Origin of the sequence: Streptomyces sp. NPDC002088 (assembly GCF_040296605.1) — a bacterium.
Lineage (GTDB): Bacteria > Actinomycetota > Actinomycetes > Streptomycetales > Streptomycetaceae > Streptomyces.
On record NZ_JBEOXO010000002.1, the window covers coordinates 254,732 to 268,928 of the forward strand.

12 protein-coding genes are annotated in these 14,197 nt (G+C 71.3%); 5 read left to right on the forward strand and 7 right to left on the reverse strand.

Annotated features, from left to right (window positions below; all coding sequences use genetic code 11):
• The first annotated feature begins 134 nt into the window (after window positions 1-134).
• Entirely contained in the window at window positions 135-779 is a 645-nt protein-coding gene (locus ABT114_RS04865; RefSeq protein ID WP_351138645.1) for an RNA polymerase sigma factor, read from the forward strand.
• Window positions 780-841: 62 nt separating this feature from the next.
• A complete protein-coding gene (locus ABT114_RS04870; protein ID WP_351138647.1) occupies window positions 842-1,567 on the forward strand; it encodes a hypothetical protein in 726 nt (241 codons plus the stop codon).
• 15 nt (window positions 1,568-1,582) lie between these two features.
• On the opposite strand, the gene ABT114_RS04875 is transcribed toward ABT114_RS04870, so the two are convergent.
• Together ABT114_RS04875 and ABT114_RS04880 are read right to left on the reverse strand one after the other, a co-directional pair.
• Window positions 1,583-2,353, reverse strand: coding sequence for a TIGR03943 family putative permease subunit (locus ABT114_RS04875; RefSeq protein ID WP_351138649.1), 771 nt, complete (start codon window positions 2,351-2,353; stop codon window positions 1,583-1,585).
• Window positions 2,350-3,435 carry a permease gene (locus ABT114_RS04880; RefSeq protein ID WP_351138651.1) on the reverse strand — a complete coding sequence of 362 codons (1,086 nt, stop codon included), beginning with the start codon at window positions 3,433-3,435 and terminating at the stop codon, window positions 2,350-2,352. The genes ABT114_RS04875 and ABT114_RS04880 overlap by 4 nt, the downstream gene beginning before the upstream one ends.
• A gap of 171 nt (window positions 3,436-3,606) precedes the next feature.
• On the opposite strand from ABT114_RS04880, the gene ABT114_RS04885 reads away from it, so the two are divergent.
• The gene (locus tag ABT114_RS04885; protein WP_351139494.1) at window positions 3,607-5,622 is read left to right on the forward strand and encodes an NAD-binding protein; all 2,016 of its coding nucleotides are present in this window, start codon (window positions 3,607-3,609) and stop codon (window positions 5,620-5,622) included.
• 104 nt (window positions 5,623-5,726) lie between these two features.
• Here the strand turns inward: ABT114_RS04885 and ABT114_RS04890 are convergent, their stop codons facing one another.
• Window positions 5,727-7,553, reverse strand: coding sequence for a S9 family peptidase (locus ABT114_RS04890; RefSeq protein WP_351138653.1), 1,827 nt, complete (start codon window positions 7,551-7,553; stop codon window positions 5,727-5,729).
• Between the two features lie 170 nt (window positions 7,554-7,723).
• Here ABT114_RS04890 and ABT114_RS04895 point away from each other — a divergent pair, with 170 nt between their 5' ends.
• The gene (locus tag ABT114_RS04895) at window positions 7,724-8,506 is read left to right on the forward strand and encodes an SURF1 family protein (RefSeq protein WP_351138655.1); all 783 of its coding nucleotides are present in this window, start codon (window positions 7,724-7,726) and stop codon (window positions 8,504-8,506) included.
• Between the two features lie 63 nt (window positions 8,507-8,569).
• Here ABT114_RS04895 and ABT114_RS04900 read toward each other — a convergent pair whose 3' ends face one another.
• From ABT114_RS04900 to ABT114_RS04915, 4 genes are all read right to left on the reverse strand, one after another.
• Window positions 8,570-9,610, reverse strand: a complete 1,041-nt coding sequence (locus ABT114_RS04900; RefSeq protein ID WP_351138657.1) for a hypothetical protein — start codon at window positions 9,608-9,610, stop codon at window positions 8,570-8,572.
• 116 nt (window positions 9,611-9,726) lie between these two features.
• Window positions 9,727-10,314 (reverse strand): SigE family RNA polymerase sigma factor, encoded by a 588-nt coding sequence (locus tag ABT114_RS04905; RefSeq protein ID WP_351139496.1) that lies wholly within the window; start codon window positions 10,312-10,314, stop codon window positions 9,727-9,729.
• 534 nt (window positions 10,315-10,848) lie between these two features.
• Window positions 10,849-11,916, reverse strand: a complete 1,068-nt coding sequence (locus ABT114_RS04910) for an aspartate-semialdehyde dehydrogenase (protein WP_351138659.1) — start codon at window positions 11,914-11,916, stop codon at window positions 10,849-10,851.
• Window positions 11,916-13,190 (reverse strand): aspartate kinase, encoded by a 1,275-nt coding sequence (locus tag ABT114_RS04915; RefSeq protein WP_351138661.1) that lies wholly within the window; start codon window positions 13,188-13,190, stop codon window positions 11,916-11,918. Before ABT114_RS04915 ends, ABT114_RS04910 begins: the two co-directional genes overlap by 1 nt.
• Window positions 13,191-13,463: 273 nt before the next feature.
• On the opposite strand from ABT114_RS04915, the gene ABT114_RS04920 reads away from it, so the two are divergent.
• The gene (locus ABT114_RS04920; protein WP_351138663.1) at window positions 13,464-14,183 is read left to right on the forward strand and encodes a TSUP family transporter; all 720 of its coding nucleotides are present in this window, start codon (window positions 13,464-13,466) and stop codon (window positions 14,181-14,183) included.
• Window positions 14,184-14,197: the final 14 nt, after the last annotated feature.

Consider the following 14,197-nt stretch of genomic DNA (forward strand, 5'->3'; position numbering starts at 1 on the left):
GGGCCGGCGGGTCCCTGTGACATTTCTGTGAGACCTGACGCTGATGACCAAGTAGGGAGGGGCAGGGCCCGTGGCACCGCATCAGGGGTCTACCGCCGTGTGTGCTCGACGAACGGTGCGGACGAGGACGGGTTTTGGGCCAGGGAGGCGAGCGCCGCAGCACGCAGGCGCGGGACGCGGAGCTGGGTGCCGCCGTCGCACGGGCCCAGGACGGCGACGAGGCCGCCTTCGCGGTCGTGTACCGGATCGTGCAGCCCGGACTGCTCGGCTACGTGCGCGGGCTGGTCGACCAGGATGCCGAGGATGTGGCGTCCGAGGCCTGGCTGGAGATCGCCCGGGATTTGGGCCGGTTCAAGGGCGACGGCGCCGGCTTTCGCGGCTGGAGTGCGACCATCGCCCGCCACCGGGCCCTGGACCAGTTGCGCCGCCGCCGCAGCCGCCCCGTGATCGCCCCGGTCGATCTGCATCTCGTAGAGCTGCCCGGGCCGGACAGTGCCCACGACCAGGCTCTGGAAGCCCTCTCGACCGAACGCGCACTGGAACTGGTGCGCAGCCTGCCCCGCGATCAGGCCGAGGCAGTGCTGCTGCGCGTCGTCGTCGGCCTGAGCGGTCCGGCCGCCGCCCGCGTCCTCGGCAAGCGTCCCGGCGCGGTACGCACTGCCGCCCACCGCGGGCTGAAGCGTTTGGGCCGCCAACTCGGCGCCTCGGATGCCTCGGATGCCTCGGGTGCCTCGGATGTGACACGAAACGGGGCTCATACGCTGAGGCAGTCGAAGTGAGCAACGAGGGCGCCGGACGCGTAAGACCAACGGGCAACGATCACGCAGGGACGGACACGGGCATGGGTGACCGACACAGCGAGGGCGGAGCACTGGCACATCGGCGCGCTGGTGCAGGAGGCCGCGCGCCCCATGCGGACAACGCGATCGGTTCGACCGGGCTGGAATCGGCGCTCCGCCAGGCGTTGCGCGCGGACGCCCTCGGCGCATCGGGCGAGCAGCGGGCTGTGGCGGCTTTCCGCGCCGCCCGGGACGCCGGCCTGCACAAGGAGGCGCGGACACTTGGACGGGACGACTGGCGGGTGCGACGCAGTCCGATCCCGCGCCGGATGAAAGCCACCGTCGCCCTGTTCGCCGTCAGCCTCAGCCTGGGCGGTGTCGCGATCGCGGCGATCGGCTCGCCCCACTCCGCCGGGGCCCCGCAGGGCGACGCCCCTGGACGACGGCATCCGTCACCGACCGCTCCCCAACCGTCCACGGCAGTGCCGGAAGCGGCCAAATCACCCGATCCTGCCACCTCTGCCACGCCGGACCGCCCGCCCACAGCCAAGGACATCCAGGCCCACTGTCGTGCGTACGCATCGGTGGAGGGCCGCGGCAAAGCGGTGAACTCGACGGCCTGGCAGAGGCTCGTCACAGCCGCCGGTGGTTCGGAGAACGTCGCTGCTTACTGCGCCGACCAGTTGGCACAGACGCAGACGCCGACGGAGACGCAGACGCAGACCGGCGCAGCCAAGGCAAACGGAAAGTCGAACACCAAATCCGATGGCAAGGAGCCCGGGCACTAGCACTCCGGCGAGCCGTCAGGTGTTCCATGACTCGTCGTACGGGTCGTGCGGCACCGGGACCGGCTTCGCGGCGGTGACCTCGATGAACGGGATCGGGCCGTTGTTGACGGGGTCCTTCACCTGCCTGGAGGTGAAGGTACCGGTGATCTGGAGCCAGGTGTCCGGCTGGAGGACCGGCGGGATGTGGCCGGTCAGGCCGATCTTGACCGGCTGGGCGTCGGCGGCACAGCAGTTGAGGGCCATACGGACCAGGTACGGGGTGCCGTCGTGGTCGAGGGCCACGAAGCCGATGAGCTGGATGCGGCGGTCGGTGAGGGTGCGGCCGTGGTCGTAGACCGCCCGGCCCGCGTAGTCCACCACGCTGAGGCGGAGGGGGTCCGTGGTGGGGAGGGGCGGGTAGGCGAGGGGCTGTTGCAGGGCCGTGCCGGTGCGGGTCGCGCTGTAGGAGCCGAGGGCGGGCGGGGCGACCAGGATGAGGGCCAGGAGGGGGAGGATCAGGAGCCAGGAGACCCGGGGTTCGCGGTGGACGTGCGCATGTTCCCCTTGTCGAACTGCCTCTGCCTCACGTTGTCGAGCTGCCGTTGCGTCAGGCTGTCGTACTTCCTTTGCCTCACGCCGCTCGTACCAGACCGTCGCCACCGCCGCCGCGATCAGCACCACGCCCGAGGCCAGCAGCAGCGGCTGGAGACCCGCCTTGACGTAGCGCAGGTAGAGGTCGGTCGCGCCCGCGTGCAGCAGGGCCGCGCCGAGGAGGAACAGGACCGCCGCCTGGGCGAGGCGGTTCACAGGAGCACCGTCCCCGTCAGGACCGACACGGTGACCGCGAGGGCGAAGGTGGCGGGGGCGAAGCGAAAGGCGAAGCCACGGCCGAAGGTGCCCGCCTGCATGGCGAACAGCTTCAGGTCGATCATCGGGCCGACGACCAGGAAGGCGAGCCGGGCCGTGAGCGAGAACTGCGAGAACGACGCGGCCACGAACGCGTCCGCCTCCGAGCAGATCGACAGCAGTACGGCGAGGACCGACAGGGCGAGGACCGCCAGCACCGGGTTGTCGGCCGCCGTGCGCAGCCAGCTCGCGGGCGCGACGGCCTTCAGGGTCGCCGCCGCCATCGCGCCCAGCACCAGGAAGCCGCCCGCGTGCATCACGTCGTGCCGGACCGAACCCCAGAACGCCGCGCCCTTGCTCTGGCCGTCGTGCGGCGCGTGCGTCGGCAGGCGCAGCCAGTCCGCGCGGCCGAGGCGTTGCCACAGCCACCCCATGACGCACGCCACCAGCAGGCTCGCGACGAAACGGGCCAGGACCATCTCCGGGGCGCGGGGGAAGGCCACGGCGGTCGCCGTCAGCACGATCGGGTTGATCGCCGGCGCGGAGAGGAGGAAGGCCAGGGCCGCGGCCGGGGTGACGCCCCGGCGGACCAGCGCGCCGGCCACCGGCACCGACGCGCACTCGCAGCCGGGCAGCACCGCACCCGCCATCCCCGCGACCGGGACCGCCAGGGCGGGACGGCTCGGCAGGGCGCGGGCGAAGAAGGAGGGGGGCACGAAGACCGCGATGGCCGCCGACAGCAGGACACCGAGGACCAGGAAGGGCAGGGCCTGCACGACCACCGCCACGAACACCGTCGTCCAGCTCTGCATCACCGGCGCGGACAGCGCGCGGCGCAGGGGGCCCTGGAGCAGCACCAGCAGGAGCAGAAGCATCGTCAGGGCGAGGGTGGAGTCGAAGCGGCGGCCCTCCTGGTCCCGTTCGTGGTCCCGTTCGTGGTCCCGTTCGTGGTCCCGTTCGTGGTCCCGTTCGTGGTCCCGTTCGGAGGCATCAGGGTCGGCGCGGTGGTCGGCTCCGGGCGGGGCCGAGTTGGTGATCGCCACGGGTCGGGCACCTCCGCTTTCCGTGTTCTCCCTCCCCTTCAGTACGGGGCTGTGGGGAGCGGTGTTCAGCCGCCTGGGACGACTCCTGGAACCACCCGTCCCAGTAAGGCAGTCTTCTCCCTCGTGGGGAGCGTTCCGAATCAAGGTCTGCCGACGGACGTCGGCGCACACATGGTGGTGTGCGGCGACGACGGGCTCGCGCACCGGCTCGCCGCCGAGCTGCGCGGCGTGTACGGCGAGCAGGTGACGCTCGTCGTCCCGCCCTCGGAACGTACGATCCGGCCGCCGGTGGTCGGGCGCGCCCGGGCGGTGTCGGCGGCACTGCTCGACCGGGTGGTGAGCGCGGCCGTCAACCGGGCCGCGGGCAATGGCGGCGGTGGCAGCGGTGGCGGTGGCGGTGGCGGCAGCAATGCCGCCAGTGGTGGTGAACCTGCCCGGCACGAGCGGACCTTGGAGGCCGCCGAGCCCTCCGAGGCCGTGTTCGCCGAGGCGGGCGTGGATCGGGCGGCCGCGCTGGCGCTCGTGTACGACGACGACGAGACCAACATCCGCGCCGCCCTCACCGCCCGTCGGCTCAATCCCCGGCTGAACCTCGTCCTGCGGCTCTACAACCGGCGGTTGGGCCAGCACATCGAGGAACTCCTCGACCAAGCAGCGGCGTTGGCGGCCGCCTCCGATGACAGCACGGCGGCGGGGAGCGACGCCTCCACCACCGTGCTGTCCGACGCCGACACCGCGGCGCCCGCACTGGCCGCGTCCGCCGTCGCCGGCACCACCAAGGTCGTACAGACGGACGGGCTGCTGCTGCGCGCGGTGGACCGGCCGCCGCCGGGTCCCGGGCGGGTGGCCGACCCAGGGCTGGCCACGCTCGCGCTGCTGTCCACGACGAGCAACGACCCGGCCGGCGCCGACGGTTCCGAGAACAGCGGGGAGCACGGGCCGCAGCTGCTTCCGGACGCCGCGGCGGTACGGGCCGCCACCGGGCGCGGGACCGTCGTACTGGAGCAGGTGTCGTACGCCGGACCGTCCGCGTCGGCTTCGGCGGGGCGCGGGATGGGGGCCGTACCGCCGTTCGCCTCGCTGTTCTCGCGGCGATTGCGGTTGTCGCTGGCGGGGATCGCGGGGTGCGTGCTCGCGCTGGCCGTGGCGCTGTGGGTGGCTACCGGGATCCATCCGCTGGGCGCGCTGTATCTCACGCTGCTGGATCTCTTCGCGATCAACGACCCGGCGATCGGGGCGTCCACCGAGCGGCAGGTGCTTCAACTCCTGTCCGGGCTCGTCGGGTTGCTGCTGCTGCCGGTGCTGCTGGCGGCGGCGCTGGAGGCGCTCGGAACGTTCCGGAGCGCGTCGGCGCTGCGGAAGCCGCCGCGCGGGATGGGCGGGCATGTGGTGCTCCTCGGGCTCGGCAAGATCGGTACTCGGGTGCTGACGCGGCTGCGGGAGCTCAACATCCCGGTGGTGTGCGTGGAGTCCGGGCCGGAGGCGCGGGGGCTGGCTACGGCGCGGCGGTTGCGGGTGCCGGTGGTGCTGGGGGACGTGACACAGGAGGGCGTCCTGGAGGCCGCCAAGATCCATCGGGCGCATGCGTTGCTCGCGGTGACGAGTTCGGACACGACGAACCTCGAGGCCGTGCTGTACGCGCGGGCCGTGCGGCCCGATCTGCGGGTGGTGCTGCGGTTGTACGACGACGACTTCGCGACCGCCGTGTACCGGACCCTGCGGGCCGCGCATCCACAGGCGCTCACCCGGAGCCGGAGTGTTTCCCATCTGGCGGCGCCCGCGTTCGCCGGGGCGATGCTGGGGCGGCAGATCCTGGGGGCGATTCCGGTGGAGCGGCGGGTGCTGCTGTTCGCGTCGGTGGATGTGAGTAGGCATCCGCAGCTGGAGGGGAAGACGGTGGCGGAGGCGTTTCGGGCGGGGGCGTGGCGGGTGTTGGCGTTGGATGCGACGGGTTCGCGTTCGGCGGGATCGAGGTCAGGGTCAGGGTCGGGATCGAGGTCAGGATCGGGATCGGGATCGGGATCGGGATCGGGATCGGGATCGGCCGAGGCTGGGCAGGGTGAGTCGGGGCTGGTGTGGGATCTGCCCGACACGTATGTGCTGCGGGCCGAGGACCGGGTGGTGCTGGCGGCTACGCGGCGAGGGCTGGCGGAGTTGCTGGGGAGGCGGGGGCGGGGCGAGGAGTAGGACTGGGCTGGGGAAGGACCGGGCTGGGGAGGGGAGGGCTGGGGAGGGTCACCCCCGCTGCCCTTGCCCTCCCCCGAGCTCTCGGCTTCGCTCAAGCAGGGCGGTCAGTTCCCGAGATGCTTCTCCGCGAACTCCAGCTCCAGTCGTACCTGCTTGATCCGCTCGTCCACGACCAGCGAACCGTGGCCCGCGTCGTAGCGGTACACCTCGTGGACCGCGCCGCGGGTTTCGAGGCGCTTGACGTAGTTCTCGATCTGGCGGATGGGACAGCGGGGGTCGTTGACGCCTGCCGAGATGTAGACCGGGGCCTTGACCTGGTCGACGTACGTGAGGGGAGAGGACGCCTCGAAGCGGTCCGGGACCTCCTCCGGGGTGCCGCCCAGCAGGGTGCGGTCCATCGCCTTCAGGGCCTCCATCTCGTCGTGGTAGGCCGTGACGTAGTCGGCGACGGGTACCACGGCGATGCCCAGGGTCCAGGCGTCCGGCTGGACGCCGAGGCCCAGGAGGGTGAGGTAGCCGCCCCAGGAGCCGCCGGTGAGGACCAGGCGGGAGGGGTCGGCGAGGCCGGAGGTGACCGCCCATTCGCGGACCGCGGCGATGTCCTCCAGTTCGATCAGGCCGACGCGGTGCTTCAGGGCGTCGGTCCAGGCCCGGCCGTAGCCCGTCGAGCCGCGGTAGTTGACCCGGACCACCGCGTAGCCGTGGTCCACCCAGGCCGCCGGGGCCGCCGCGAAGGAGTCGCTGTCGTGCCAGGTCGGGCCGCCGTGGATGTCGAAGACCGTGGGGAGCGGGCCGGTCGCGCCCGCCGGCTTCTGGATCAGGGCGTGGATGCGGCCGCCCGGGCCCTCCACCCACACGTCCTCCACCGGGACCGAGCCCGGGGACTTCAGGCCCGGCGGGTCCAGGACCACCCCGCCCGTCGTCGAGCGGACGGCGGACGGCTCGGCGGACGACGACCACAGGTACTCCACGCTGCCGTCCGGGCGGGCCGTCGCCCCGGACACCGTGCCGGGCGGAGTGGGGATGCTCGCCAGTTCGCTCGTCGTGAGGTCGTAGCGCAGCAGTTCGCTGCGGGCCTCGAAGCCGTGCGCGATCAGCAGCCCGCTGCCGTCCGGGTACCACTCCGCGCTCACGTCGCCCGGCAGGTCCAGCGCCAGGTCCGTCTGCTCGCCCGTCGCGACGTCCCACACCAGGGGCTCCCAGCGGCCGCGTCGCTGGTGACCGATGAGGAGGCGGGTGTCGCCGTCGACCGGGGCGAAGCCGAGCACCTCCAGGCCCAGCTCCCGCGTGCCGCCTTCCGTGTCGTCCAGTTCGGCGACCGCCGTGCCGTCGGGGCGCAGCACGCGCAGCGCCGAGTGCATCGCGTCGCCGTGCTCGGTGTGCTCGATCGCGATCAGGGCGCCGTCGTGCGAGAGGTCGCCGACGCCCGCCGACTCGCGGTGACGGTAGATCTCCGCCGGGGGCTCACCCACGCGCGCGAGGTGGATCGTCGTACCGTCGTCGTCCGTGGAGCGGCCTACGACCGCCGTACGGCCGTCTCTGCCGAGGGCCAGGCCCGCCGGGTACGACGGGTCCAGGCCGGGCGTGGCGAGCTCGTCCTCGCCGCCCGCGAAGGGCTGGCGGCGCCAGACGCCGAACTCGTCGCCGTCCTTGTCGTCGAACCACCAGATCCACGTGCCGTCCGGGGAGAGCACGCCGTCCGTCGTGCCGTTCGGCCGGTTCGTGACCTGCCGCTGCTCGTGTGTCGAACGGTCCCAGGCGTACAGCTCGTACGTCCCCGTGGCGTTCGACACGAACAAGGAGCGGTGCGGTGCGTCCTCCGCCCAGTCGGGCAGCGACACCCTCGGCGCCCGGAAGCGCTTCTCCCAGTCCGGCATCTTCTCGCGCTGTACCTGCTGATCCGGCGAGACGGACCCGTTGCTCTCAGTCATGACCCCATACTGCCCGCACCGCCCGACAATCCGCTGAAGAGGTCCCCAGCCTGTGGATAACTTCGAGAAGTCCCTTTCCGATCCACTTCCGATTTCCTGACTTTCCCCGCCGCCCTCAGCCACTCCCCCCGCCGCCCGCCCCTCCGCGGCCGCCCCGTACCTTTGAAGGCGTGTACCGGTTCCTGCTGACGCCCCGCTGGTGGGGGATCAACGTCTTCGTGCTGCTGGCCATCCCCTTCTGCATCTTCATGGGGTCCTGGCAGCTGAGCCGCTTCGAGTCGCGGGTGGCCGATCACCGCGACGCGACCGAGGAGGCCGCGTCCCAGCGGACGCAGACGGCCCGGCCGCTGGCCGAGCTGCTGCCCGTGGACAAGAAGACGTCCGGCGACCAGGTCACCGCGACCGGCCGGTACGGCAAGCAGCTGCTCGTCCCCGACCGCAAGCTGGACGACAGCAGCGGCTACTACGTCCTGACCCTGCTGCGCACCGACGACGGCAAGGCCCTGCCCGTCGTACGCGGCTGGCTGCCCGGTGACGCCGACCCGGCCAAGGCCCCCGCGCCGCCGACCGGTGAGGTCACCGTCACCGGCTCGCTCCAGGCGTCCGAGACCCCGGGCGACAACGGCGTCAGCGCACAGGGCGGGCTGCCGGCCGGCCAGACCGCGGCGATCAGCTCGGCGTCGCTGGTGAACCTCGTGCCGTACGACGTCTACGACGCGTGGGTCACGCTGAACCGGGGCGACTCGGGGATGAAGGCCGTACCCGCGACCGCCGCGGCGGACACGGGGCTGGACCTGAAGGCATTCCAGAACCTCGGCTACACCGGTGAGTGGTTCGTGTTCGCCGGGTTCGTGATCTTCATGTGGTTCCGGTTGCTCCGGCGCGAGGTGGAGTTCGCGCGGGACGCGGAGCTCGGTCTGGTGACCGAGGAAGAGCAGCACGCGGCGGTCTGACCGCGCCCCGCCCGAATGCCCCCTCAGGACCCCTCAGGACCCCTCAGGACTCCTCAGGACTCCTTACGACCCCGCCAGCAGACCCGTCCGGTAAACCGTCCCCGCGCACGCGTTCGACACCGTCACCGAAACCGTCGGCGATCCCGCCTCTGTGGTGTGCGAGACGACCACGCTGCCGTCGGCCGTGCCGTCCTCGGTGATCAGCTGGGTGGACGTGCCGGTGTCGGTGCCTGTGGTCGTGCCCGAGGCGGAGCTCGCGCCCTCGCTCGGGCTCGGGTCGGCACTGGGCCCGCCGGTGTCGGTGCCGCCGCTGGTGCCGGTGGTGGGGCAGGTCTCGGAGGGCACCCAGGCGAACTTCACCTCGTAGGCGGAGCCGGGTGCGATGGTCAGCTTGGGGACGTAGAGGGAGGGGGCGGGCAGGCCGGCGGCCGCGTCGCCCGCGGCATGCTCCACGACCGTGATCTTGGTAGCGTCCGCGGCGCCCTGGGCGAGGGGGGTGACGCTGCCGGGCCCGTTGACGGTACAGCCGGTGGTGGAGACGTTGGTGACGCGGAAGGTGCCGTAGACGATGCCGGCCGAGTCGGGGACCTCGGCGGTCGCGGTGGCGGAGCCGAGCTGGTCGGCCTTACAGACGGGGGCGGTCGCCGTACTGGTGGCCGTCGGGTCGGCGCCGCCGGACGCGCCGGTGGTGGTGCCGGTCTCCTTGCCCTTCCCGGTGTCCTTCGGATTGTCCTGGCCCGTGCCGGAGGCCTTGCCGCCGGAGCCGCCGGAGGTGTTCGCCCCGCCGTCCGGACCCTTGCCCGAACTGGCGCCGCCCTGCACCTGGGAGCTGTTGGCCGCGATCGACGGGTCGGCGTCGGAGCCGGCGGAGTTGGACACGTGCACCAGGGCGGGGATGGCGGTGCCGACGAAGAGGGCCGCGGCCGCCATGCCGACGGCGGCTTGCCGCTTGCGCGCGCGGCGGGCGGGCACTGCCCGTCGCAGGCGGTCCAGTGTGCCGTCGCGCGGCTCCATCTCCTGGACCGCCTGGTGCAGCAGACTGCGCAGTGCCAGCTCGTCCGAGTCGAGCCCGGAGGGGCTCTTTTCGTCAGGGCTGTGGTTCACGGTTTCGTTCCCAGCGTGCGATTGCTTCGGCTCTTGCTTGTGCGGCGGCGTCATCGGCTCGTGCCACGCGAACGGCTCGTGTCGCTCGTGGGAATCCCTGCCCTCGGCTTCGTCCCTCACGCCGACGCCTCCATCGCGATGCGCAGGGCCGCGATACCGCGGGAACCGTACGCCTTCACCGAGCCCAGCGATATCCCGAGCGTCTCGGCGACCTGGGCCTCGGTCATGTCGGCGAAGTAGCGCAGCACCAGGACCTCGCGCTGGCGGCGCTGCAGGCCCTTCATCGCCTTGATCAGGGAGTCGCGCTCCAGCTGGTCGTACGCCCCCTCCTCGGCGCTCGCCATGTCCGGCATCGGCTTGGAGAGCAGCTTCAGGCCGAGGATGCGGCGGCGCAGGGCGGAACGCGAGAGGTTGACGACCGTCTGGCGGAGATAGGCGAGGGTCTTCTCCGGGTCGCGGACCCGCTTGCGGGCGGAGTGGACGCGGATGAAGGCCTCCTGGACGACGTCCTCGCAGGAGGCGGTGTCGTCGAGGAGGAGCGCCGCGAGACCCAGCAGCGAGCGGTAGTGGGCACGGTAGGTCTCGGTGAGGTGATCGACGGTGGTGCCGGCCGCCGCCGCGTCGTCGGCGCCGTCACGCTGGGTCGGTATGCGGGTGGGCCGCGCTGCGGGCATGGGCGCGATCACCGGCATCCCACCGGGCATGCGGGGCCGTCGGGGCGGCCGCAGCGCAGTGCCGCGCGTCGCCGTTGAGAATTCGAGTACCTCTGCCACGCCAGTTGGACACGCTCCCCCCTGTGAGGGTTGTACGTGCCGGGCGTCACTTTTGCGTCAGCCGTGACGGCCGACGCGACCGGCAACGTTCTCGCGTCAGGCAGCACAACTGACATTGCCTCAAATGCCCTCATGCGTACCGCTCTTCCCCTATGTCCCATACGGTGGGCGTCCCCACGCCCACACCACGGCGTCCCCACGCCTGGATCACACGCGTCCCCACGTCCCGGAAGGGCGACCGCAAAGACGCTCCCCGCCCTCGGCGCGGTTGCGGAGGGCGGGGAGAAAATCTTCGGTTGTACAGGCCCATGATTCAAGTGGTCCGGACCATGGGTCCGCTCACACCGGATCACATCCGACCCATATGCGACCCATATCCGACCGACACCTGACACACAGCCAGCTCACAGATACTACGAACCCTCGCACGCCTGCCGCCAGGCGTTTTCCGTCCGCCCCAGGGCCTCAGGAGAACTCGGCCGCCACCAGCTCCGCGATCTGCGCGGTGTTGAGCGCGGCTCCCTTGCGGAGATTGTCCCCGCACACGAACAACTCCAGCGCTGTGGGGTCGTCCAGCGACCGCCGCACCCGCCCGACCCAGGTCGGATCGGTGCCCACCACATCGGCGGGCGTCGGGAACTCGCCGGCGGCCGGGTCGTCGCACAGGACCACCCCGGGCGCCGTGGCGAGGATCTCGCGGGCCCGGTCGACGGTGACCTCGTCCTCGAAGCGGGCGTGGACGGTGAGGGAGTGCGTGGTGACGACGGGCACCCGTACGCACGTCACCGCGACGGGCAGCCCCGGCAGTCCGAGGATCTTGCGGGACTCGTCCCGCACCTTCATCTCCTCCGACGACCAGCCGTCCGCACGCAGCGACCCGGCCCACGGTACGACGTTCAGCGCCACCGGCTCCGGGAACGGCCCGGTGTTGTCCCCGACGGCCCGCCGTACGTCACCGGGCTTGGTCCCCAGTTCCGTGCCGGCGACCAGGGACAGCTGCTGCCGCAGGGTCTCGATGCCCGCCCGCCCGGCCCCGCTGACCGCCTGGTACGACGAGACGACCAGCCCGCGCAGCCCGAACTCGGCGTGCAGCGCGCCCAGCGCCACGATCATGGACAGGGTCGTGCAGTTGGGGTTGGCGATGATCCCGCGCGGACGCACCCGCGCCGCGTGCGCATTGACCTCGGGCACGACGAGGGGCACGTCCGGGTCCATCCGGAAGGCGGCCGAGTTGTCCACGACCACCACGCCCTTGGCGGCGGCGACCGGTGCCCACTGCGCGGCGACCTCGTCGGGCACGTCGAACATGGCGACGTCGATCCCGTCGAAGGCCTCCTCCGCCAGGGCCACGACCTCGACCTCCTCCCCACGCACGGCCAGCTTGCGGCCGGCCGAGCGCGGGGAGGCGATCAGACGGATCTCGCCCCAGATGTCCGCGTGCTGGGACAGGATCTGGAGCATGACGGTGCCGACGGCGCCGGTCGCTCCCACGACCGCCAGCGCCGGCCGTCCGGGGCGTCCGGTTCGGGCCATCAGCGGCCCGTGCCTCCGTAGACGACGGCCTCGTCGCTGTCGGAGTCCAGTCCGAAGGCGGTGTGCACGGCGCGGACGGCCTCCGGCACGTCGTCGGCGCGGGTGACGACCGAGATCCGGATCTCGGAGGTCGAGATCAGCTCGATGTTCACGCCCGCGTCGGACAGCGCCTCGAAGAAGGACGCCGTGACTCCCGGGTTGGTCTTCATGCCGGCGCCGACCAGGGAGATCTTGCCGATCTGGTCGTCGTAGCGCAGCGAGTCGAAGCCGATGCCCGCCCGGTTGCGCTCCAGCGCGTCGATGGCCTTGCGGCCCTCGGTCTTCGGCAGCGTGAAGGAGATGTCCGTCAGGCCGGTGGCGGCGGCGGACACGTTCTGCACGACCATGTCGATGTTGACCTGGGCATCGGCGATGGTGCGGAAGATCGCGGCGGCCTCGCCCGGCTTGTCCGGCACGCCGACGACCGTGACCTTGGCCTCGGAGGTGTCGTGCGCGACACCCGAGATGATGGCCTGCTCCACCTTCTTGTCCCCTTGCTTCGGCTCGTTGCTGACCCAGGTGCCCTGCAGTCCGGAGAAGGACGAGCGCACATGGATCGGGATGTTGTAGCGGCGGGCGTACTCCACACAGCGGTGGAGCAGCACCTTGGAGCCGGACGCGGCGAGCTCCAGCATGTCCTCGAAGGAGATCCAGTCGATCTTCTTCGCCTTCTTCACCACGCGCGGGTCGGCGGTGAACACGCCGTCGACGTCGGTGTAGATCTCGCAGACCTCGGCGTCGAGGGCGGCGGCGAGGGCCACGGCCGTGGTGTCGGACCCGCCACGCCCCAGCGTGGTGATGTCCTTCTTGTCCGCGCTGACGCCCTGGAACCCGGCGACGATGGCGATGTTGCCCTCGTCCAGCGCGGTGCGGATCCGGCCCGGCGTGACATCGATGATCCGGGCTTTGTTGTGGACCGAGTCGGTGATGACGCCTGCCTGGCTACCGGTGAACGACTGGGCTCCGTGCCCCAGGTTTTTGATCGCCATGGCCAGCAGTGCCATGGAGATTCGCTCTCCGGCGGTCAGCAGCATGTCGAACTCACGCCCGGCAGGCATCGGAGATACCTGCTCGGCGAGATCGATCAGCTCGTCCGTCGTGTCGCCCATCGCGGAAACGACGACGACCACCTGGTGGCCGTTCTTCTTCGCTTCCACGATTCGCTTGGCGACGCGCTTGATGCCCTCGGCATCGGCTACGGAGGAGCCTCCGTACTTCTGCACGACAAGGCCCACGTGCGCTCCTCGCTCAGTTCGTCTTCTTTCCCGCACATACATTGGAGTACTGCGGGTCGGCTCAGTCTAACGAGCGTCCGAATTTCACCTCTGCGGTACCGCATGGTGAGATGTCCGGCCGCCCGTTCCAGAACACTCCCTGCCCACTGACACCAATGACACACAAGTGACTGCTGTGAATTAAGTTTCAAGCACTGGCCTGGGTGCAGTCACGAGGGAGGACTCTCCCGAACCCATGGTGGAGCGGGCTGCACCAGGGCAGCATGCCGTGGTGTGACAAACGATCTGCTGCTGGCCGGGATCGTGCTGCTCGGATCCTGCGTGCAGTGGCTCACCGGTATGGGCTTCGCCCTCGTGGCCGTCCCAGGCCTCGTCCTCCTGCTCGGCGCGGCCGACGGAGTCGTACTCGCCAACTGCGCCGCCGGGGCCATCAGCGTCGTAGGCCTCGCGGGCGGCTGGCGCCGGGTGCGGGCGGGCGCGATGGTGCCCCTGTGCGCGGCGGCGGCGTGCACGGTACCGGCGGGCGCCTGGTTGACCCGCCAACTTCCCGAGCCCGCCCTGTTCTTGTTCATGGGCACCCTGGTCACGGTCGCCGTACTCCTGGTCCTCCGAGGCGCCCGACTCCCCACTCTGCGCGGCAGGAAGGGCGCGGTCGCCGCCGGCGTGGTGGGCGGCTTCATGAACTCCGCGGCGGGCGTGGGCGGTCCGCCGGTGTCCCTGTACGCGGTCAACGCGGGTTGGACCGTACGGGAGTTCGTACCGAACGCGCAGTTCTACGGCGTCGTCGTCAACGCGTTCTCGGTGGCGGCGAACGGGGTGCCGCAGCTGAGTGCGCCGAGGTGGGCCGCCGCCGTGGCGGCGATGGTGGCGGGCGGATTGATCGGCAGGGGGCTCGCTCGACGGATACCCGAGAAACGGGCCCGCCTGCTCGTGCTGCTGCTCGCCCTGGCGGGCGGGGTGACGACGTTGGGGAAGGGGATGTGGGGGCTCTGACAGTGCCGCAGGCC